The organism is Burkholderia sp. MSMB1078WGS, assembly GCF_001528895.1.
Classification (GTDB): domain Bacteria; phylum Pseudomonadota; class Gammaproteobacteria; order Burkholderiales; family Burkholderiaceae; genus Burkholderia.
This window is the reverse complement of sequence record NZ_LPDI01000088.1, coordinates 1-20,295: the sequence shown is the minus strand read 5'-3', so window position 1 is coordinate 20,295 and position 20,295 is coordinate 1. Positions and strand designations below refer to the sequence as shown.

Annotated in this window: 16 protein-coding genes and 1 pseudogene; 6 read left to right on the top strand and 11 right to left on the bottom strand. The window is 68.3% G+C overall.

Going from position 1 to position 20,295, the window contains the following annotated elements:
* Nucleotides 1-8: 8 nt before the first annotated feature.
* From WT24_RS21795 to argS, 6 genes are all read right to left on the bottom strand, one after another.
* Nucleotides 9-1,655: an ABC-F family ATP-binding cassette domain-containing protein gene (locus tag WT24_RS21795; RefSeq protein WP_060035861.1), complete on the bottom strand. Its 1,647-nt coding sequence runs from the start codon at nt 1,653-1,655 to the stop codon at nt 9-11.
* Between the two features lie 192 nt (nt 1,656-1,847).
* Entirely contained in the window at nt 1,848-3,443 is a 1,596-nt protein-coding gene (locus tag WT24_RS21790) for an ABC transporter substrate-binding protein (RefSeq protein WP_059506368.1), read from the bottom strand.
* A gap of 386 nt (nt 3,444-3,829) precedes the next feature.
* Nucleotides 3,830-4,603 (bottom strand): SDR family oxidoreductase, encoded by a 774-nt coding sequence (locus WT24_RS21785; RefSeq protein WP_059506366.1) that lies wholly within the window; start codon nt 4,601-4,603, stop codon nt 3,830-3,832.
* 19 nt (nt 4,604-4,622) lie between these two features.
* Nucleotides 4,623-5,261, bottom strand: coding sequence for a thiol:disulfide interchange protein DsbA/DsbL (locus tag WT24_RS21780; RefSeq protein WP_034208512.1), 639 nt, complete (start codon nt 5,259-5,261; stop codon nt 4,623-4,625).
* Nucleotides 5,262-5,330: 69 nt separating this feature from the next.
* Nucleotides 5,331-6,221, bottom strand: a complete 891-nt coding sequence (locus tag WT24_RS21775) for an SPOR domain-containing protein (RefSeq protein WP_034201311.1) — start codon at nt 6,219-6,221, stop codon at nt 5,331-5,333.
* Nucleotides 6,222-6,341: 120 nt separating this feature from the next.
* Nucleotides 6,342-8,123 (bottom strand): arginine--tRNA ligase, encoded by a 1,782-nt coding sequence (gene argS / locus WT24_RS21770; RefSeq protein WP_059506362.1) that lies wholly within the window; start codon nt 8,121-8,123, stop codon nt 6,342-6,344.
* Nucleotides 8,124-8,323: 200 nt separating this feature from the next.
* On the opposite strand from argS, the gene WT24_RS21765 reads away from it, so the two are divergent.
* The gene (locus WT24_RS21765; RefSeq protein WP_059506360.1) at nt 8,324-8,647 is read left to right on the top strand and encodes a DUF1840 domain-containing protein; all 324 of its coding nucleotides are present in this window, start codon (nt 8,324-8,326) and stop codon (nt 8,645-8,647) included.
* A gap of 110 nt (nt 8,648-8,757) precedes the next feature.
* Here the strand turns inward: WT24_RS21765 and metH are convergent, their stop codons facing one another.
* The 5 genes from metH to WT24_RS21740 all read right to left on the bottom strand — a co-directional run bounded on the left by metH (nt 8,758) and on the right by WT24_RS21740 (nt 15,523).
* Nucleotides 8,758-11,475: a methionine synthase gene (metH, locus tag WT24_RS21760; protein ID WP_060035825.1), complete on the bottom strand. Its 2,718-nt coding sequence runs from the start codon at nt 11,473-11,475 to the stop codon at nt 8,758-8,760.
* Nucleotides 11,476-11,517: 42 nt separating this feature from the next.
* Nucleotides 11,518-12,585, bottom strand: coding sequence for a homocysteine S-methyltransferase family protein (locus tag WT24_RS21755; protein ID WP_059793563.1), 1,068 nt, complete (start codon nt 12,583-12,585; stop codon nt 11,518-11,520).
* 202 nt (nt 12,586-12,787) lie between these two features.
* Nucleotides 12,788-13,045: a DUF3567 domain-containing protein gene (locus tag WT24_RS21750; RefSeq protein ID WP_006477667.1), complete on the bottom strand. Its 258-nt coding sequence runs from the start codon at nt 13,043-13,045 to the stop codon at nt 12,788-12,790.
* 244 nt (nt 13,046-13,289) lie between these two features.
* Nucleotides 13,290-14,543, bottom strand: coding sequence for a DUF3108 domain-containing protein (locus tag WT24_RS21745; RefSeq protein ID WP_060035860.1), 1,254 nt, complete (start codon nt 14,541-14,543; stop codon nt 13,290-13,292).
* Nucleotides 14,544-14,656: 113 nt separating this feature from the next.
* Complete coding sequence (locus WT24_RS21740) at nt 14,657-15,523, bottom strand: IclR family transcriptional regulator (RefSeq protein WP_059506354.1); 867 nt, start codon at nt 15,521-15,523, stop codon at nt 14,657-14,659.
* Nucleotides 15,524-15,650: 127 nt separating this feature from the next.
* On the opposite strand from WT24_RS21740, the gene WT24_RS21735 reads away from it, so the two are divergent.
* From WT24_RS21735 to WT24_RS34550, 5 genes and pseudogenes are all read left to right on the top strand, one after another.
* Nucleotides 15,651-16,643 carry a fumarylacetoacetate hydrolase family protein gene (locus tag WT24_RS21735; protein ID WP_059506352.1) on the top strand — a complete coding sequence of 331 codons (993 nt, stop codon included), beginning with the start codon at nt 15,651-15,653 and terminating at the stop codon, nt 16,641-16,643.
* Between the two features lie 129 nt (nt 16,644-16,772).
* Nucleotides 16,773-17,600: an enoyl-CoA hydratase/isomerase family protein gene (locus WT24_RS21730; RefSeq protein ID WP_006495425.1), complete on the top strand. Its 828-nt coding sequence runs from the start codon at nt 16,773-16,775 to the stop codon at nt 17,598-17,600.
* Between the two features lie 81 nt (nt 17,601-17,681).
* The gene (locus WT24_RS21725; RefSeq protein ID WP_060035824.1) at nt 17,682-18,452 is read left to right on the top strand and encodes a PhaM family polyhydroxyalkanoate granule multifunctional regulatory protein; all 771 of its coding nucleotides are present in this window, start codon (nt 17,682-17,684) and stop codon (nt 18,450-18,452) included.
* Nucleotides 18,453-18,476: 24 nt separating this feature from the next.
* Nucleotides 18,477-19,703, top strand: coding sequence for a patatin-like phospholipase family protein (locus tag WT24_RS21720; RefSeq protein WP_059793570.1), 1,227 nt, complete (start codon nt 18,477-18,479; stop codon nt 19,701-19,703).
* A gap of 464 nt (nt 19,704-20,167) precedes the next feature.
* Nucleotides 20,168-20,295, top strand: a pseudogene (locus WT24_RS34550) (ferritin-like domain-containing protein); the annotation flags it as partial.

Genomic DNA, 20,295 nt, shown 5'->3' with positions numbered 1-20,295 from the left:
CGTTCTCCTTACGCGACGGGTTCGTAGCGCCACCCGTCACGCTGCCACTGCATCGTGTGCGTCGGTTCGAGCGCCGCGAGAAACGCGGCGTCGTGCGACGCGACCACGATCGCACCCGGGAAGCCGGCCAGCGCCGCTTCGATCGCGCGCACCGATTCGAGATCGAGGTGATTGGTCGGCTCGTCGAGCAGCAGCAGTTGCGCGGGCGTGCCGCGCCACAACGCGCATGCGAGCGCGGCCTTCAGCCGTTCGCCGCCGCTCAGTTGCCGCGCCGGTTGCGTCGCCCGCGTCGCGTCGAGTTGCAGCAGCGCGAGGCGGCTGCGCAGGTCGCCTTCGGCAAGCGGCGTATCGAGCAGGCTCAACTGTTCGACGATCGAGCGCTCCAGGTCCAGCAGCGCGAGCCGCTGATCGAGATACGCGGCGCTCACGTGCGTCGTGCAGGTGCCGGCGCGCGGCGCGAGCTCGCCCGCGAGCATCCTCAGCAACGTCGACTTGCCGCAGCCGTTCGGGCCAGTCAGTGCGATGCGCACCGCGCCGCTCGCCGACCACGTGATCTCGCCGGCGTCGCCCGCGACGCGCCACGGCAGTTGCGCGCGTTCGAGCGTGAACAACTGGCGGCGCGCGCTGACCTCCGTGCCCGGCAGCGACACCAGCACGGGCGCGGCGGCGTCGACCCGCGCGGCCGCCTGCTGTACGCGTTCGTCGAGCGTTGCCTTGAAATCGTCCTGTTGGCGCTGGACCTGTCCCATGATGCTGCGCGCCGCACCCTTGCGGCGCTGTTTCGCCATCGACGACAGGTTGGCCGTCTTGGCGTCGCGCAGCGCGCCGGCCGCGTGACGCTGGATCGTGTCGTGTTCCCGTTCGAGCCTGCGCCGCACGCGATCGCGCTCGGTGCACGCATGGTCGAGCGCCGCTTGCGCGGCTTCCTGTTCCGCATCGCGCTGCGCGCGGTAGAGCACGTAGTTGCCGCCGTACGAGCGCGCACCGTGCGGCGTCAGCTCGACGATGCGTTGCACGCCGGCGAGCAGCGCGCGGTCGTGGCTCACGACGACGACCCCGCCGCGCCAGCCGTCGAGCGCCGCGCGCAGCCACGCGCGGCCCGGTGCGTCGAGATGGTTGGTCGGTTCGTCGAGCACGAGCAGGCCCGCGTCCGACAGCAGCGCGCCGATCAGCGCGACGCGCGCGAGCTGGCCGCCGCTCAGCGTATGCGCGGGCGTGTCGGCGTGGACGTCGTGCAGGCCGGCCGCGTCGAGCGCGGTGCGCAGCCGCGCCGCGAGATCCCAGCGATCGCCGATCAGGTCGAAGTCGTGCGGCACCGCGTGGCCGTTGGCGAGACGCGCGAGCGCACCGAGCGGCGCATCGAGTGCGGCGATCTGCGCGACGGTGCGCGGGGCGGCCGCCGTGTCGTCGCGGTCGTGCTGCTGCGCGACGTAGGCGACCTGCGTATGCCGCTCGACGGCACCCGCGCTCGGCGCGCGGCGGCCCGCGATCAGTTGCGCGAGCAGGCTCTTGCCGACGCCGTTGCGGCCGACGATGCCGGTCGGCGTGCGGTCGATGGAAAGGTCGAGCGAATCGAACAGCGTGACGCCGTCGTCGAAGCGGAAGGAAACGTGATGAAGCGCGACGAGCGCGCCGGTGGGCGTGGCTGCAGCCATCAGCACCTCCAAAAATGCGTGAAGACCTTCGCGCGCGGCGTGCATGGCACGGGCGGCGAAAACATTTCGGGAAGGCTTAATTGTTCACTTTGGCTGGCGTCCGGCAGGAGGAACAGGCGCGCAGTGTAGCAAGCGCGGCGCGCGGGCCGCAAGCGAGCGGCGCACGCGCCGTCGCCTGCGCGCCACGCGCGGTTACTGCACGGCGACCGTCGTGAAGTTCTGCCGCCCGAACGGACTCACGCGATAGCCGCTCACGTTCGTGCGCGTGAGCGCGGCCGCGGTCGGGTAGCCGAGCGGGATCCACAGCGCCTGGTCGTGGATGATCTTCTGCGCGCTTTCGTACAGCTTCGCGCGCTTGGCCTGGTCGGCGGTCGACTTGCCGTCGGCGATCAGCTTGTCGAGCTGCGCATCGCAGAAGCGCGCGAAGTTGATGCCCGACTTCACCGCGTTGCAACTGAACAGCGGCGACAGATAGTTGTCCGGATCGCCGTTGTCGCCGGCCCAGCCCATGAACAGCATGTCATGCTGGCCGAGCTTCGCCTGCTTGATCAGCTCGCCCCATTCGATCACCTTGACCTCGGCCTTCACGCCGATCTTCGCGAGGTCGGCCTGCAGCAGTTCCGCGCCGACCTTCGGGTTCGGGTTCAGCACGCTGCCGGTCGGGCGCGTCCAGATGGTCGTCGAGAAACCGTTCGGGAAGCCGGCCTGCGCGAGCAACTGTTTCGCCTTCGCGGGATCGTACGCATACGGCGCGACGTCCTTCGCGTAGCTCCACGTGTTCGGCGGATACGGGTTGTTCGCGGCCGTCGCGGTATTGTCGAACACGACCTTCAGGTAGGTCGCGCGGTCGAACGCGAGATTCAGCGCCTCGCGCACCTTGTCGTTGTCGAGCGGTTTCTTCTGCGTGTTCAGCGCGACGAACGCGGTCATGAACGCAGGCGTCTGCACGACCTTCAGCGCGCTTTCGCCCTTCGCGGCGAGCACGTCCTGCGGCTTCGGCGACAGCGCGATCTGGCATTCGCCGGCCTTCACCTTCTGCAGGCGCACCGACGGGTCGGGCGTGATCGCGTAGATCAGCCGGTCGACCTTCGGCTTCGTGCCCCAGTACGTCGGATTCGCGTCGTAGCGGATCAGCGCGTCCTTCGTGTAGCTCTTCAGCACGAACGGGCCGGTGCCGACCGGCTTCGCGTTCAGGTCGGCCTGCTTGCCGGCCTTCAGCAACTGGTCGGCGTATTCGGCCGAGTAGATCGACGCGAAGCCCATCGTCAGGATCGGCACGAACGTCGCGTTCGGTTCGTTCAGCACGAACTTCACCGTGCTGTCGTCGACCTTCGCGACCGACTTCACGAGCTTCACGAGGCCCATCGACTGCGCATGCGGGAAGCCGCTCGCGCCGGCCACCTTGTGCCACGGGTTCGCATCGTCGAGCATCCGGCTGAATGTGAACACGACGTCGTCCGCGTTCAGTGGGCGGCCCGGCTTGAAATAGTCGGTGGTCTGGAACGCGACGTTCGGGCGCAGGTGGAACGTGTACGTGAGGCCGTCGGCGCTGGCTTCCCATTTGTCGGCGAGCGCGGGCACCACCTTCTTCGCGGCTTCGTCGTAGGACACGAGCGTGTTGAAGATCACGTCGGCCGATGCGTTGGTCGTGACGAGCGAGTTGTACTGCACGACGTCGAAGCCGTCCGGGCTCGATTCCGTGCAGACGGTGAGCGGCTTGGCGGCGGCGAGGCCGGGGGCGGCAAGGGCGGCGGCGACGGCGGCCGCGGCGAACAGCTTGACGTGCATAGGATCTCCCACGTGGCTCGTGTTTTTCGCTGGATGACGGAGGCGGGCGCGGCCCGAAAGCAGGCAGGGCCGGCGCGGCTGGCGAATAGCATACCGTCAAAGCGCGCGACGCGTGAAAAAAGGCGCCGGAACGCGGCGAATTGACCGAAAAACGGCTGCGTTCGCGACGGAACGGGCGTCGATGCAGCGAAAGGTGCGGCGGAAGCGGCGGGCGGGGCGAGGCGGCGGGCGGGGCGGGAGAGCGGGGCGGCGCAGAGGCGGGCCGGCGCGCCGAAGCATGCGGCGAACGCGGTGAAGATGCCGTGGAAGGTGCCGCAAACCGGCGCGTCGACGCGTCGGCGCGGCGAGACGGCCCGGCGTACATCGCACGCCGCTTCGGCGGATCGTCAGTGCGCGCCGGCCTTCGGCTTGCGCGGCGCCTTTTCGAACAGGCGATCGTACAGCCAGCGCGGCAGCACGTGCAGCACCTTCGCGACGACACCCATTTGCCACGGAATCACGCGGAATGCGTGCTGCCGGGCGATCGCGCGTGCGGCGCGCGCGGCGAAGCGGTCGGCGTCCATCAGGAACGGCATCCGGTATGGGTTGTGCGCGGTCATCGGCGTGCGAATGTAGCCGGGCGCGATCGTCACGACGCCGACGCCGGCCGGGCGCAGCTCGACGCGCAATGCCTCGAGATACTTGATCGCGGCCGATTTCGACGCGCTGTACGCGCCGGAGCCGGGCAGTCCGCGCACGCCGGCGACGCTCGCGACGCCGACCAGCGTGCCGTGGCGCGCGGCCGTCATCGGGCCGACGAACGGCTCGAACGTCGCGACCATCCCGTAGTAGTTGATGTCCATCACGTCGCGGAACGCCGCGAGATCGCCCTGGCCCGTGACGGCGCCTTGGCTGATGCCCGCGTTCGCGATCACGACGTCGGGGCAGCCGTGCGCGGCGATGAACGACGCGGCGGCCGTTGCGAGCGCATCGGCGTCGCGCACGTCGGCGGAATAGACGGAGACGGACAGCTTCGGGAAACGCCGCGCGAACGCATCGAGTGCATCGGTGCGTCGCGCGACGAGCGCGAGCGTGGCGCCCTGGCGGGCGTATTCCTCGGCCATCGCGAGGCCGAGGCCGCTCGACGCGCCGGTGATGAAGACCTTCAGCGGAGTAGTCATGCCGGCGCGCGGGCGGGGATCAGAGCTTCTTGTCCTGGACCTGCTTCACGAGGAAGTCGAGCACCTGCGCGGTACCCGGGATGCTGTTCGTGTAAGCGGGGCCCGTCTTGTACTTGCCCTGCACGACGACCGTCGGCACGCCGTCGATCGCGTAGTCCTTCAGCAGCTTGGCCGACTGGTTCACCTCGCCCTGCACGCTGAACGAGTTGTACGCGTCCATGAACTTCTTCTTGTCGACGCCCTGCGTGGCCAGGAAGTCGGCCTGCGCCTGCGGCGTCAGCAGGTAGTTCTTCTGCTTGTGGATCGCGTTGAAGATCGCCGGCGTGACCTTCTCGGAGATGCCGAGTGCGGACACCGCATAGAACAGCTTCGAGTGCGGGAGGAAATCGTCACGGAACGCGACCGGCACGCGCTTGAAGTCGATGTTGTTGCCCTGTTTCTTCACCCAGGCCTCGATCGTCGGCTCGAATTCGTAGCAGTGCGGGCAGCCGTACCAGAAGAACTCGATCACCTCGACCTTGCCGGCCGGCGCGGACACCGGCTGCGGCGACTTCATCACCTCGAAGTCCTTGCCGGACACCGGGGCGGCGGGCGTCGCCTGGGCCAGGCCAGCAGCCAGGCCGAGGGACAGAAGGAGCGTGCTAAGCAGTTTTTTCATGTTGTGGACGTCGAATCGGTTGCTCGGGTTACGAAACGTAACGGGTTCTGCGTGGGTGCGGCCGGCTGCTTACTGCTTCGTGAAGCGGATCACCGCCGTATCGACACCTGCATCGGACAGGCGCTGACGGGCCGAGTTCATATCCTCGAACTTCGAGAACGGGCCGACGCGCACGCGGAAATAGGTCACGCCGCTGACGTCGCGCTTCGACACCTTCGATTCGAAACCCTGGAAGCCGAGGCGCGCACGCTGCTGCTCGGCATCGCCTTCCGTCTTGTACGCACCGACCTGCAGGAAGTAGCCGGTGTTCGCGTCGTTCGCGGTCGGCGGCTTCGCTGCCGCCGCGGCCGTGGCCGACGACGTCGGCTTCGGCGTGTTCGCGGCCTGCTGCTGTTGCTGCTGCTTTTGCGCGGCGGCTTGCTGCGCCTGCTTCTGCGCGGCGAAGCGTGCGAGGTCGTCCTCGCCGCCTTGCTGCTGTTGCTGCGCCTGCTGCGTCTTCTTCGGCGGCGGCGTGGTGTCGGCCGGCTTCGGTGCGACGGCGACGCCGTTGCCCGACGACGGCGTGTTCGATGCGGTGGTGTTGCTCGAGCCGGTGGCGCCGTTCGTGTTGCCCGACGGCGGCACTTCGACGATCTGCGGCTCGGGCAGCAGGCCGCCCTGGGTCTGGTTCGCGGCCTGGCCGGGCGCGGTGTTCGGCGGTGCGGGCTGCGCGGCCTGCGGCACCGGCTGGCCGGGCGTCTTGCCCTGCAGCGCGCGGTTCGGGTCGAACTGCTGCGGCTGGCTCGCGCCGTTGTCGGCCGGCGGCGGCGCGACCTTCGACACGAACGGCGACGGCGAACGCGTGATGTAGAGCGCCACCACCACGGCGATCGCGAGGCCGACGATCAGGCCCAGCACGATTCCAAGAAATGTTCCTCCGGCTTGTTTCGATTGTTTCGAAGTGCGGCGTGGTTGTGCCATTGCTTGAGTCACCTGCAAAAAGAATCGTGAAAAGGCTGCGACGGGCATCCGGCGACGGGCATCCGGCGGCGGGCGCTGCCGCGGCCATTCGCGGCCCGGTTCGGGGCCGCGCTGACATCCTTACATCTTGACGGGCGCGGATACGCCGAGCACCGCCAGGCCGTTCTCGAGCACCTGCCGGGTCGCAGCAAGCAGCGCGGCGCGCGCGTTGCGCGGCGCTTCGTCGTCGACCAGCACGCGCTCCGCATTGTAGAACGAGTGGAATTCGCCAGCGAGATCGCGCAGGTAGAACGCGACCGCGTGCGGCGCGAGTTCGTTCGCCGCATGCGTGAGCATGTCCGGGTACTCGGCCAGCTTCTGCATCAGCGATGCCGCTTGCGCGCTGGTCAGCTGCGACAGGTCGGCGCCCGGCAGTTGCGCGACGTCGACGTTGTAGCGCGACTTCAGTTCGTTGAGCACCGAGCAGATCCGCGCGTGCGCGTACTGGACGTAATAGACCGGGTTCTCGTCGTTCTGTTTCAGCGCGAGGTCGATGTCGAACACGAACTCGGTATCGGCCTTGCGCGAGATCAGGAAGAAACGCACCGCGTCGCGGCCGCGCGTGATGGTCGCCTCGTCGATCAGGTCGGGCGCCGCTTCCTGGCCCGCCGCCGCGCCGCCCGACCATTCGATCAGGTCGCGCACCGTCACGTAGCTGCCCGCGCGCTTCGAGATCTTCACTTCCTGGCCGTCGCGCATCACGGTGACCATCTTGTGCAGCACATAGTCGGGATAGCCCTTCGGGATCCCGATGTGCAGCCCCTGCAGGCCGGCGCGCACGCGCGCGATCGTGCCGTGGTGGTCCGAACCCTGGATGTTGATCACCTTCGTGAAGCCGCGCTCCCACTTCGTCACGTGATACGCGACGTCCGGCACGAAGTACGTGTACGTGCCGTCCGACTTGCGCATCACGCGATCCTTGTCGTCGCCTTCGTCGGTCGTGCGCAGCCACAGCGCGCCGTCCTGCTCGTAGGTCATGCCGGCCTTGATCAACGCGTCGACCGTCTTCTCGACGCGGCCTTCGCTGTACAGCGACGATTCGAGGTAGTACTGGTCGAACTTCACGCCGAACGCCTGCAGGTCCATGTCCTGCTCGCGACGAAGGTACGTGACCGCGAACTTGCGGATCGCGTCGAGATCCTCGACGTCGCCCGCGCCCTTGACCGGCTCGCCGTCCGATGCGGCGACCGTTTCGCCGTTCAGGTAGTCGCGCGCGATGTCGGCGATGTATTCGCCGTTGTACGCGGCTTCCGGCCAGCCCGCATCGCCCGGCTTCAGGCCGCGGGCACGCGCCTGCGTCGAGATCGCCAGGTTGCCGATCTGCACGCCCGCGTCGTTGTAGTAGAACTCGCGGTGCACCGCGTAGCCCTGGCTCGCGATCACGTTCGCGAGCACGTCGCCGAGCGCGGCCTGGCGGCCGTGGCCGACGTGCAGCGGGCCGGTCGGGTTGGCCGACACGAATTCGAGCAGCACCTGCTTGCCTTTCTCGCGATCCGACGTGCCGAACGCGCGGCCCTGGTCGAACACGGCGGCGATCACCGCCTGCTTCGCGGCGGCCGACAGGCGCAGGTTGATGAAGCCGGGGCCGGCGATCTCGGCGGCTTCGACGAGGCCTTGCGCGGCCGGCTGCGCGGTGAGTGCGGCGACGATCTGTTCGGCGAGCTGGCGCGGGTTCGTGCCGAGCGGCTTCGCGAGCTGCATCGCGACGTTGCACGCGACGTCGCCGTGCGCGGCGACCTTCGGGCGCTCCAGCGTGATGGCCGGGGCGACGAATGCCGCGTCGGCGCCTTTCAGCGCGTGTGCGACCTGCTTGACGCTATCCGCGAGCAGGGCTTCGAGGGTCTGTTTGTGTGCTGGCAGCATGCTGGTAGAAGGCTTCGTTGGTGGCGGCCGGAAACGCCGGGCCGCCGGCGCGCTTTTTAAGCGCGCGTTTCAGGGATCGCAGAATTTTAACAGGTGCTAATATGCCGCTCAGGCGGCCCGCGTCCGCGAGGCCGGACGCCGGTCTGGCGGCGTTCCCCAACCGCGCCGCGCAGGCACAACAAGATGAAAAGGGAATTGTCATGATTACGTTCAAGAGCAAGGCGGCACAGGATCTCGACGTGCTGAAGGATTTCGCCGTGTATGTGCTGGGTCTCGTCGGCAAGCAGCTGGGCGAGCGCGGTGTGATCACGCACGACGAACTGGACCACGCGATCGCCAAGCTGGAAGGCGCGGTCGCGCAGGCGAAGCAGGAGCGTGCCGAGCACGCCGGCCATTTCCACGAGGACGAAGCCGACCACGCGCACCACGAAGTGCCGCCGAGCCTGGCCCAGCGCGTCGCGCCGTTCCTGGCGATGCTGCGCGAGGCGAAGGCCGGCGAGGCCGACGTGCACTGGGGCTTCTGAGCTTCCTTGCTTGGCGGGTCGACAGGTTCGCCAGACACGAAAAAGCCCGCTTTCGAGCGGGCTTTTTCTTTTGTCTGATCAAAAGGAGGCCGAGCCTCCGTTTGCATCGATCAGAGTTGCGGCGCGAGCGCGCGGCGCGCGTCGTCGAGCGACAGCGCCATGCGCTGCGCGTAGTCCTCGAGCTGATCCTGCCCGATTTTGCCGACCGAGAAATAGCGGCTGTCCGGATGCGCGAGGTAGAAGCCCGACACGCTCGCCGCCGGCAGCATCGCCAGCGAATCCGTCACGCTCATGCCGATCTCGTCCGCGTGCAGCACGTCGAACATGTCGCGTTTCACGAGGTGATCGGGGCAGGCCGGGTAGCCGGGCGCGGGGCGGATGCCCGCGTACTTCTCGGCGATCAGCGCGTCGTTGTCGAGCGTCTCGCCGCTCGCGTAGCCCCACAGCTCGCGCCGCACGCGTGCGTGCATCGCTTCCGCGAACGCTTCTGCGAAACGGTCGGCGAGCGCCTTCAGCATGATCGCGCTGTAATCGTCGTGGTCGGCTTCGAACTGCTTTTCCTTCGCGTCGACGCCGAGGCCGGCCGTCACCGCGAACATCCCGATGTAGTCGGCGACGCCCGATTCCTTCGGCGCGATGAAATCGGCGAGCGAGCGGTTCGGCCGCATCACGCCGTCGACCACCGGGCGCACGCTCTGCTGGCGCAGGTTGCGCCACGTGAGCAGCACTTCCGAGCGCGACTCGTCGCTGTAGATCTCGATGTCGTCGTCGTTCACCGTGTTCGCCGGCAACAGCGCGATCACGCCGTTCGCGGTCAGCCAGCGGCCCTGGATCAGGCGCGCGAGCATTGACTTCGCGTCCGAAAACACGCGCCGGGCCGATTCGCCGACGATTTCGTCGTTCAGGATCGCCGGGTACGGCCCCGCGAGGTCCCAGGTCTGGAAGAACGGGCCCCAGTCGATGTAGTTCGCGAGCTCGTTCAGGTCGTAATTCCTGAACACGCGGCGGCCGATGAACTTCGGCTTCACCGGCTGGTAGCCGGCCCAATCGACCTTGGTCTTGTTCGCGCGCGCCTGCTCGAGCGTGACCATCGGCTGCGCCTTGCGATTCGCGTGCTGGTCGCGGATGCGTTCGTAGTCGGACTTCAGCTCGTCGAGGTACTTCGCGGCGCCTTCGTCGGACAGCAGGTTCGACGCGACCGACACCGAGCGCGACGCATCCGGCACGTAGACGACCGGGCCTTCGTAGTGCGGCGCGATCTTCACGGCCGTGTGCACGCGCGACGTCGTGGCGCCGCCGATCAGGAGCGGGATCTTCTTCACGCGGAAGTAGTCGTCGCGCTGCATTTCGGACGCGACGTACGCCATTTCCTCGAGGCTCGGCGTGATGAGGCCCGACAGCCCGATGATGTCCGCGCCTTCGACCTTCGCCTTCGCGAGGATCTCGTTGCACGGGACCATCACGCCCATGTTGACCACTTCGAAGTTGTTGCACTGGAGCACGACCGACACGATGTTCTTGCCGATGTCGTGCACGTCGCCCTTCACGGTCGCGATGACGATCTTGCCCTTCGCGCGCACGTCGCCGCCGGCTTCCGCGAGCAGGCGCTTTTCTTCCTCGATGAACGGGATCAGGTGGGCGACCGCCTGCTTCATCACGCGCGCCGACTTCACGACCTGCGGCAGGAACATCTTGCCCTGGCCGAACAGGTCGCCGACGATGTTCATCCCGTCCATCAGCGGCCCTTCGATCACGTTGATCGGGCGACCGCCGGCGGCGGCGATCTTCGCGCGCGCTTCTTCGGTGTCCTCGACGATGAAGTTCGTGATCCCGTGCACGAGCGCATGCGCGAGCCGCTTCTCGACCGGCTGGTTGCGCCATTCGAGGTTTTCTTCCTTCTTCGCGGCGCCGGTCTTGAACTTGTCGGCGATCTCGAGCAGGCGGTCGGTCGAATCCGGCCGGCGGTTCAGGATCACGTCCTCGACGCGCTCGCGCAGTTCGGGATCGAGATCCGCGTACACGCCGAGCTGGCCCGCGTTCACGATCCCCATGTCCATCCCGGCCTGGATCGCGTGATACAGGAACACGGTGTGGATCGCCTCGCGCACCGGGTCGTTGCCGCGGAACGAGAACGACACGTTCGACACGCCGCCGCTCACCTTCGCGTACGGCAGGTTCTGCTTGATCCAGCGGGTCGCCTCGATGAAGTCGACCGCGTAGTTGTTGTGCTCGTCGATGCCGGTCGCGACCGCGAAGATGTTCGGGTCGAAGATGATGTCTTCCGGCGGGAAGCCGACTTCGTTCACGAGGAAGTCGTACGAGCGCTTGCAGATCTCGGTCTTGCGTTCGTAGGTGTCGGCCTGGCCGGTTTCGTCGAATGCCATCACGACCGCGGCCGCGCCGTAGCGGCGGATCAGGTTCGCGTGGTGGCGGAACGCATCCTCGCCCTCCTTCAGCGAGATCGAGTTCACGATCGCCTTGCCCTGCACGCACTTGAGGCCGGCTTCGATCACGTCCCACTTCGACGAGTCGATCATGATCGGCACGCGCGCGATGTCGGGCTCCGACGCGATCAGGTTCAGGAAGCGCACCATCGCCGCCTTCGAATCGAGCATCGCCTCGTCCATGTTGACGTCGATCACCTGCGCGCCGTTCTCGACCTGCTGGCGCGCGACGGCGAGCGCCTCGTCGAACTGGCCGTTGAGGATCATCCGTGCGAACGCCTTCGAGCCGGTGACGTTGGTGCGTTCGCCGACGTTGATGAAGAGCGTCCCGGGCGTGACGTTGAACGGCTCGAGGCCGGCAAGGCGCATCATGTGATCGGTCATGGCGGTGCGGATTCTGGTGATGAAGGACGTGGGGCGGTCGGGTCAGGCGTTGTCGCTGTACTGGTTCGGCCAGCGGCGCGGCTTCACGCCGGCGAGCGCCTTCGCGATCTCGGCGATGTGCTCGGGCGTCGTGCCGCAGCAGCCGCCCGCGAGGTTCACGAGCCCGGCCTGCGCGAATTCCTTCAGCAGGCCCGACGTGACGTCGGGGGTTTCGTCGAAACCGGTGTCGCTCATCGGGTTCGGCAGGCCCGCGTTCGGGTAGCACGACACGTAGGTGTCGCACAGCTTCGCGAGCTCGGCGATGTACGGGCGCATCAGCGCCGCGCCGAGCGCGCAGTTCAGGCCGAACGTGAGCGGCTTCGCGTGACGCAGCGAATTCCAGAACGCTTCTACCGTCTGGCCCGACAGGATTCGGCCGGACGCATCGGTGACGGTACCCGAGATCATGATCGGCAGGCGCTCGCCGGTGTCCTCGAACAGCTCGTCGAGCGCGAACAGCGCGGCCTTGGCGTTCAGCGTGTCGAAGATCGTCTCGACGAGGAACAGGTCGACGCCGCCGTCGAGCAGCGCCTTCGCCTGCTGGTAGTACGACGTGCGCAGTTCGTCGAACGTGACGTTGCGCGCGCCCGGATCGTTGACGTCCGGCGAGATGCTGGCCGTCTTCGGCGTCGGCCCGATCGCGCCGGCGACGAAGCGCGGCTTGTCCGGCGTCGCGTATTTCGCGGCCGATTCGCGTGCGAGCTTCGCGGATTCGACGTTCATCTCGACGACGAGCTCTTCCATCCCGTAGTCGGCCTGCGCGACGGTCGTCGCGCCGAACGTGTTGGTTTCGACGATGTCGGCGCCGGCCGCGAAGTACTGGTCGTGGATCTCGCGGATGATCTGCGGCTGCGTGAGCGACAGCAGCTCGTTGTTGCCCTTGATGTCGCGCGGGAAATCCTTGAAGCGCTCGCCGCGATACGCGGCCTCGTCGAGCTTGTAGCGCTGGATCATCGTGCCCATCGCGCCGTCGAGGATCAGGATGCGCGATTTCAGCAGCGCGGGCAGGGCGGCGCCGCGCGTATAGGGCGCGTCGAGCGGGACGGAAGCGGCGAGAGGAGTCGCAGACATGGGCGGAAGACCGGCGAAGACGGAAAACCGTCATTGTAGCCGGTGCGTCAAGGGGGTGCCGACCCTTGCCGCGCCGGCCGGACGGCCCGTCAAATGAAAGCCCCCGCCGGCGAACCGGACGGGGGCAGGATCGGAGTGCACGCGGCGCCGCGCGGGTGCGCGGCGAATGGCCCGGCCGCGCGACGCGCCGGGCCGCGAGTCGTCAGTGCAGCACGACGGGCATCATCATCAGGCTGTCGAATTGTCCGAGGAATTCGTCGACTTCGTCGAGCGACGGTTCATCCTCGATCAGCTGCTTCACGTGCGCGCGGAATCGCTCGGCAAGTTCGCCGTCGATGAAGATTTCGCGCTGCGCGTTCTTGTCGACGATTTCGTATCCGCCGGCATTCATCAGGTGATGGCCGGCCTGCGGCGCAAATTCGACGACGCAGTAGTTGGGGCTGTTGTAGATCATTTGCATGGCGGCACTCCTCTTCGCAGTGGCATCTGGCCTTGTTGTCCCCTAGGTGGGGCGAGCCTTGCCGGTTTCAAGGGGCTTGCGCTGCACACCCCGTTCTCCCGTTTGCGTGGGGTGTATCGGTTAGAAGCCGATGTCTATCAAACGTTTCTCATTGTGAGCCGGTGGACTGAAATAGTTGTTAAAGAGTGTCATCGGCCATTTTTCGGAAATCTGTAGTCGGTCGAAATTGCCGATTCGTGCGCGTTCACTGTGTGACAGCCGATGAGGCAGGCGGTTGCATCGTCGCGGGCGGTGCAGTTTGCGCGGGCGGCGCGGCCGATGCATCGGCGGCCGGTGCGGCGGCGGGCGCGTTCGTTGCGCCGCTTGGCGGTGCGGTATCGGCAGGCACGTTCGGTGCGGCGAGGCGGCCGTGCCACAGCAGTTCGATCTGCGCACCGTTCGGCTCGCTCTGCACGAGCCGCGCGGGCAGCCAGCCGAGCGACGGCGCGAGCCACATGTCGATGCGGCGCGTGTCGCCGGCGCGGCGCGGCAAGCGCATGAAGTGCCGCGCGGCGATGATGCCGGCCTGTGTCTGCACCTGTTCGTCGCCGATCACGGTGATCGGCCAGGTCTCGCCGCTGTTGTTGTCGATCACGAAGAATTGCTGCGTGACGCCCGGTTTGTAGGCGGCGGGATTGCCGCGCACGAGCCCCGACAACTGCATCAGCATGCTGAAGCGGTCCTGCACGCCGTCGGGCAGCGGCGCGTTGTTCGGCGTGCGCGTGAACACGACCTGCCGGATCTCGCGGTTGAAGATCGCGATGTCTTCCGGCCGCTTGCCGCGCTTCTCGACGTAACGGTCGGGCGCGACGCCGAATGCGTCGATGCGGCCTTCGCTGCGATAGGCGAACGGGCCGACGAACGGCACGGGCATCGATACCGACAGGTCGTAGGTGTGCCCGTCGGTGCGCCAGTGGATCGTGCCGATCATGTTCTGCATGCCGTTGTAGAACGTGTCGTACTGCAGGTCGCCGGACGGCGGTACGGCGAACTTCACGCCGCTCGTCGCGGGGCCCGGTGTCGCGGCGCCGGCGCTGGCGGACGAGGCGGCGTGTGTGCTCGACGCGCCCGGGGGCCCCGATGCGCCGCTCGCGGCGGATGCGGCGGCAGCCGGCGGTTCGCCGTGCTCGGCCGTCTGCGTCGACGCGAGGACCGGCTCCTGCGACGGCGCGGGTTTCGGCGGGGCCGCCTGCGGCGCGGCGGCCTTGGGCGCGGCCGGGCGTTCGACCGGCTTCGGCTCCGGCGGCTCCGGCCGGCGCTCGATCGGCTGCGGTTTCAGCAATTCGATCTGCACGGGGATGTCGGCGGGCGGCGGCGGCGTGAACGATTCGCGGTTGCGCATCAGCCAGAAGCCGGCGAGCGCATGCAGCACCAGCACGGCGACGAGCGCGACGGCCACGCGCGGCCAGCGGCGGGGCAGGGCGTGACTCGGGCGAAGGTCGGCAGGCTGCATGGGCATCGGAACGGGATCGGGGCGCTTGCTTGACGTCGGGCGCGCGGCGCGCGCCACAGGAATCGGACCGTCGGATGCGCCGCGCGTTCGCGATGCGTGACGTGGCGTGAACCGATGCGTCAGGCGTCGCGTGCGTCGGGACTATAGCCGAGTTCGTAAGACAGTTTCCGTGCGCATGCGCGCAGCGCGGTGTCGATCTCGCCGCCCCACGCGATGTCGAACGAGCCTTCCTGGCCGAGCGCGACGATCGCGAGCGCGAGTTCGCCGACCGCGTCGAACACCGGCATGCAGAACGCGTGGATCGTCGGCAGCAGCATCCCTTCGACGCGCGCGGCCTGGTGCGCGCGCACGTCGGCGAGCACCGCATCGACTTCGTCGAGCGTGCGCGGGCCGCCGTGGTGCGGCGAGCGGCGCGTATCGGCGAGTTCGCGCTCGAGCATCGCGGCGGTCTTGCTGCGCGGCAGGTACGCGGCGAACAGCAGCCCCGTCGCGGAGCCGAGCAGCGGCATCACGTCGCCGAGCTTCAGCGACGCCTTCGCCGGATGGCTCGATTCCATCCAGTGCACGATCGTCGGCCCCTGGTTGCCCCATACCGCGATGCCGACCGTCTGGTCAAGACGGTCGCGGAATTCGGTCAGCGCGATCCGCGCGAGCTTCACGCCGTCGACGCGCGCGAGCCGCGCGAGGCCCATCTGCAACGCGAAGCCGCCCAGCTCGTAGCGGCCCGAGACGGGATCCTGCGACACGACGCCGAGCCGCGAGAAGCTGACCAGATAGCGGTGCGCCTTCGCCGGGCTCATGCCCGCGCGCTGCGCGAGATCGCGCAGCATCATCGCGCGCGGCTCGCTCGTCAGCACGTCGAGCAGGCGGAAGCCGACCTCGATCGACTGGATGCCGGAACGGACCTTCTCGCCGTGCTCGCCGGAGGCGGCGTCGTCGGTATCGGAGTCGGCGAGATCGTCGTCGGGAAGCGGGCTGGCGGGCATGGGCAACGGGTGCGCGAAAATGCGACAGGAAACGGGGCGAAAACGGCGTGCGCCATCATGGCGCGCCGCATGGATTCACCATCGTAAAATAGATTCCCTCCATCGTCACTAAAACGGCCAATCCCCTATGAAACTTGCTTCGCTGAAGGACGGCACGCGCGACGGCCAGCTGATCGTCGTGTCGCGCGACCTGCACACCGCGGCGATTGCCGATGCGATCGCGCCGACGCTGCAGCGCGTCCTCGACGACTGGGCGTTCTATGCGCCGCAACTGCGCGACCTGTACGACGCGCTGAACCACGGCCGCGCGCGCAACGCGTTCGCGTTCGATCCGGCCAACTGCATGGCGCCGCTGCCGCGCGCGTTCCAGTGGGCCGACGGCTCCGCGTACGTGAACCACGTCGAACTGGTGCGCCGCGCGCGCGGTGCCGAGATGCCGCCCGAGTTCTGGACCGATCCGCTGATGTACCAGGGCGGCAGCGACGATTTCCTGGGGCCGCGCGACGACGTCGTGTGCCCGTCCGAGGAATGGGGCATCGATTTCGAGGCGGAAGTCGCGGTGATCACCGGCGACGTGCCGATGAGCGCGTCGCCCGACGACGCGCTGAAGGCCGTGCGGCTCGTCACGCTCGCAAACGACGTGTCGCTGCGCAACCTGATTCCGGCCGAACTCGCGAAGGGCTTCGGCTTCTTCCAGAGCAAGCCGGCCACCGCGTTCGCGCCGGTCGCCGTCACGCCCGACGAGCTCGGCGACGAGTGGCGCGCCGGCCGCGTGCACCGCCCGATGATCGTCCACTGGAACGGCAAGAAGGTCGGCCAGCCCGACGCCGGCACCGACATGGTGTTCCACTTCGGCCAGCTGATCGCGCACGCGGCGAAAACGCGCAACCTGCGTGCCGGCTCGATCGTCGGCTCCGGGACGGTATCGAACAAGGACGCGAAGCGCGGCTACTGCTGCATCGCCGAGAAGCGCTGCCTCGAGACGATCGAGCACGGCGCGCCGCAGACCGAATTCATGCGCTACGGCGATACCGTGCGCATCGAGATGTTCGACGCGGCCGGCAAGTCGATCTTCGGCGCGATCGAGCAGTCGGTCGCCCCGCCCGACGGCGCGGCATAAGCGGCGCGGCGCACGCCACGCAGCGGCGAAACCCTTCGGTCCGCGCGCCGGGTTTCGCCCGATGTTTGACCGCGCGGGCTTGGCTACACTCGATTCAAGCGTTCGAGCACGTCGAACAAGGAGCAGCAGATGGCCGATCTTGCCGCGTACGGCGGTTACGAAGCACTGAAGGTGACGCGCCGCGACCATGGCGTGCTCGACATCGTGATGAGCGGCGAGGGCGCGAACCGCAGCGGCCTCGCGACCGCGAACGCACGCATGCATCGCGAGCTCGCCGACATCTGGCGCGACGTCGATCGCGATCCCGACACGCGCGTCGCGGTGATCCGCGGCGAAGGCAAGGGCTTTTCGGCGGGCGGCGATCTCGCGCTCGTCGAGGACATGGCGAACGATTTCGACGTGCGCGCCCGCGTATGGCGCGAGGCGCGCGACCTCGTCTACAACGTGATCAACTGCAGCAAGCCGATCGTGTCGGCGATGCATGGCCCGGCCGTCGGCGCGGGGCTCGTCGCCGGGCTGCTGGCCGATATCTCGATCGCCGCGAAGGACGCGCGCATCATCGACGGCCACACGCGGCTCGGCGTCGCGGCCGGCGACCACGCGGCGATCGTGTGGCCGCTGCTGTGCGGGATGGCGAAGGCGAAGTACTACCTGATGCTGTGCGAGCCCGTGAGCGGCGAGGAGGCCGAGCGGATCGGGCTGGTCTCGCTCGCGGTCGAGCCGGCCGACCTGCTGCCGAAGGCGTACGAAGTGGCCGAGCGGCTCGCGCACGGGTCGCAGTCGGCGATCCGCTGGACCAAGTACGCGCTGAACAACTGGCTGCGCACCGCCGGGCCGACCTTCGATACGTCGCTCGCGCTCGAATTCATGGGTTTTTCGGGGCCCGACGTGCAGGAAGGCATCCGTTCGCTGCGCGAGCGGCGCCCGCCCGCGTTTCCCGGCGACGCGCCGTTCTGACGTGCGCGCTATGATCGAACCACGCGCGGCTGCGCGACGCACGGCGGCCGCCTCGCTCCCCCAGTCAACCAGGATGCCCGTATGACGACCGATGCCTCCGGCGCCAACCCTTTCGCCGGTTTTGCCGGGTTCCAGCCCGCCGACATGATGGACCGGATGTGGGACATGATCCGGATGTCGCCGTTCGGCGGGATGGCGCCGTTTCCGGGCGCCGCGCACGGGCTGCCGCCGTCGCTGTCGAGCATGTCCGACATGATGTCGCCGCTCACGAACGTCGAGGAGCTCGACAAGCGGATCACCGACCTGCGTGCGGTCGAGCAGTGGCTCAAGCTCAATCTCGGGATGCTGCAGTCGGCGATCCAGGCGCTCGAGGTGCAGCGCGCGACGCTCGCGACGCTGCGCGCGTTCGGTGCGTTCGCGCAAAGCTCGATGTCGGCGGCCGAGGAAGCGGCTGTGGCCGCCGCGCAGGCCGCGAAAACCGCGTCCGCGGGCGAGGCCGCGCCCGCGCCCGACCCTGCGGCATCGGCCGCCGCAGCGTCCGCCCCGGATGCGCCGGATGCGCCGGCGGGCGACCCCGCGCAGCAGCCGTTCGACCCGGCCGGCTGGTGGAATCTGCTGCAAACGCAATTCAACCAGCTCGCGAGCCTCGCGATGGCGCAGCCGGGCATGCAGCCTGCCGCGCCGGGCGCCGCGCCGCCGCAGGCCGCTGCCGCGCCGGAACCGGCCGCGAAGCCGGCCGCGGCTGCGTCGCGCAAGCCCGCCGCGAAGCGTGCGAAGCCGTCCGGTTCGGCCGCGGCCCGCGCGGCGGCCGCTTCGTCGCCCGAAACGCGTCCGCCGAAGCGCTCGACGTGATGCGGCGCAGGTAGCAGGGCGATCATGCGACTCGCGCTCGTTCTGATGGGAGGCGGCGCGCGCGCCGCATACCAGGTCGGCGTGCTCAAGGCGCTGGCCGAGATCGCGCGCGAGGCCGATCCGCGGCGGCACACGCTGCCGTTCGCGGTCGTGTGCGGCTCGTCGGCCGGCGCGATCAACGCGACGTCGATCGCCAGCCACGCGGACGACTTTTCCCATGGCGTGCGGCGCCTGCTCGAATTCTGGGAGCCGCTGCGCGCCGAATACGTGTACCGCACCGACTGGCTCGGCATCGCGGCCGCCGGCGCGCGCTGGCTCGCGACGATGACGTTCGGCTGGGCGGCTCGCCGCTCGCCGCGCGGGCTGCTCGACAACACGCCGCTCGCGCACCTGCTGCAGCGCGAGCTGAGCTTTCACCGGATCGAGCAGATGCTCGAGGCGCGCCTGCTGCACGCGCTCGCGATCACCGCGCTGAGCTATTCGAGCGGCCGGCATCTCACGTTCTACCAGGCCGCCGAGCCGATCCAGGCGTGGCGGCGCGCGCAACGCACCGCGCGGCTCGTCGACCTGTCGGCGTCGCACCTGCTCGCGTCGTCGGCCATTCCGTTCGTGTTTCCGGCCGTGCCGCTCGTGCTCGACGGGCAGATCGAGTACTTCGGCGACGGCTCGATCCGGCAGATCGCGCCGCTGTCGCCGGCGATCCACTTCGGCGCGCACCGGATCGTCGTCATCGGCGCGGCCGATCCGCGGCCCGAGATTCCGGCCGCGAACGGCGCGGGCCGGGCACGCGGCTACCCGACGCTCGCGCAGATCGGCCAGCAGGTGCTCGCGAGCGTGTTCCTCGACTCGATCGGCTCGGACATCGAACGGATCGAGCACATCAACCGGATGATCGAGCACCTGCCGCACCAGGTCGAAGTCGACAGCGGCTGGCGGCACGTCGACGTGCTCGCGATCGCGCCGTCCGAGCGCATCGAGCTGATTGCCGCGAAGCACCTGAAGCAGATGCCGGCGACGATGCGCGGGCTGCTCGGCGCGATCGGCGGCAGCCAGCCGGCCGGCGCGTCCTTCGCCAGCTACCTGCTGTTCGAGGAGGCGTTCACGCGCGAGCTGATCGAGCTCGGCTACCGCGATGGCCGGGCGCAGCGGGAGACGCTCGCCGACTGGATCGCGCACGCGGACGGCAGCAGCGCGCCGGCGGCCGGCACGCCGCCGGAAGACGGCCTCGCGACCGGTGAAATGCGGGTCTGACACGCGCAGGCGCACTGTAAGGTTGTGTTTTCGCGACGGTCGGCCGCGACCGATCGCCGCACCGCGGCTGGCGGCACGCGACCGGGCCGGCGTCTCGGAACCGTCATGCACGCGTGCTATCATGGCCGCCGCCGTATATACCATATCGAGCAGCCCGCCGATTCGGCATCCGCACGGGACCTATCGGGGAACCCGCGTGGGGCAGGGGACGGGTGCGCCATCGAGCCGGCCAGCGCCGGCCCCCACTCAGGCATGCGCGTCCGGCCCCGTCCGAATTGAGCGGGGTGGCGGCATGCTCCATGGCGGCAACGCGGCCGCCTGGCCGCCGGACAAGGAATCGGCGTCCGGTGGGCCGGTTTCCCGCGTAAAATTACAGTCTTGGCTGCAAAAAGCGCGTGGCGCGCTTGCGCGGCAACAGTCACGTTTAGAGAAGTCGCATTGCGCAGAACAGGGGTGGGACCATCATGAACACCATGCTTTATCCGGAACTTTACAGGTCGCTCGAAGCCGTCCGTTGGGACATGGAGAAGGACATTCCGTGGGACAAGTTCGACGCTTCGCTGCTCACCGACGAGCAGGCGAAGACGATCAA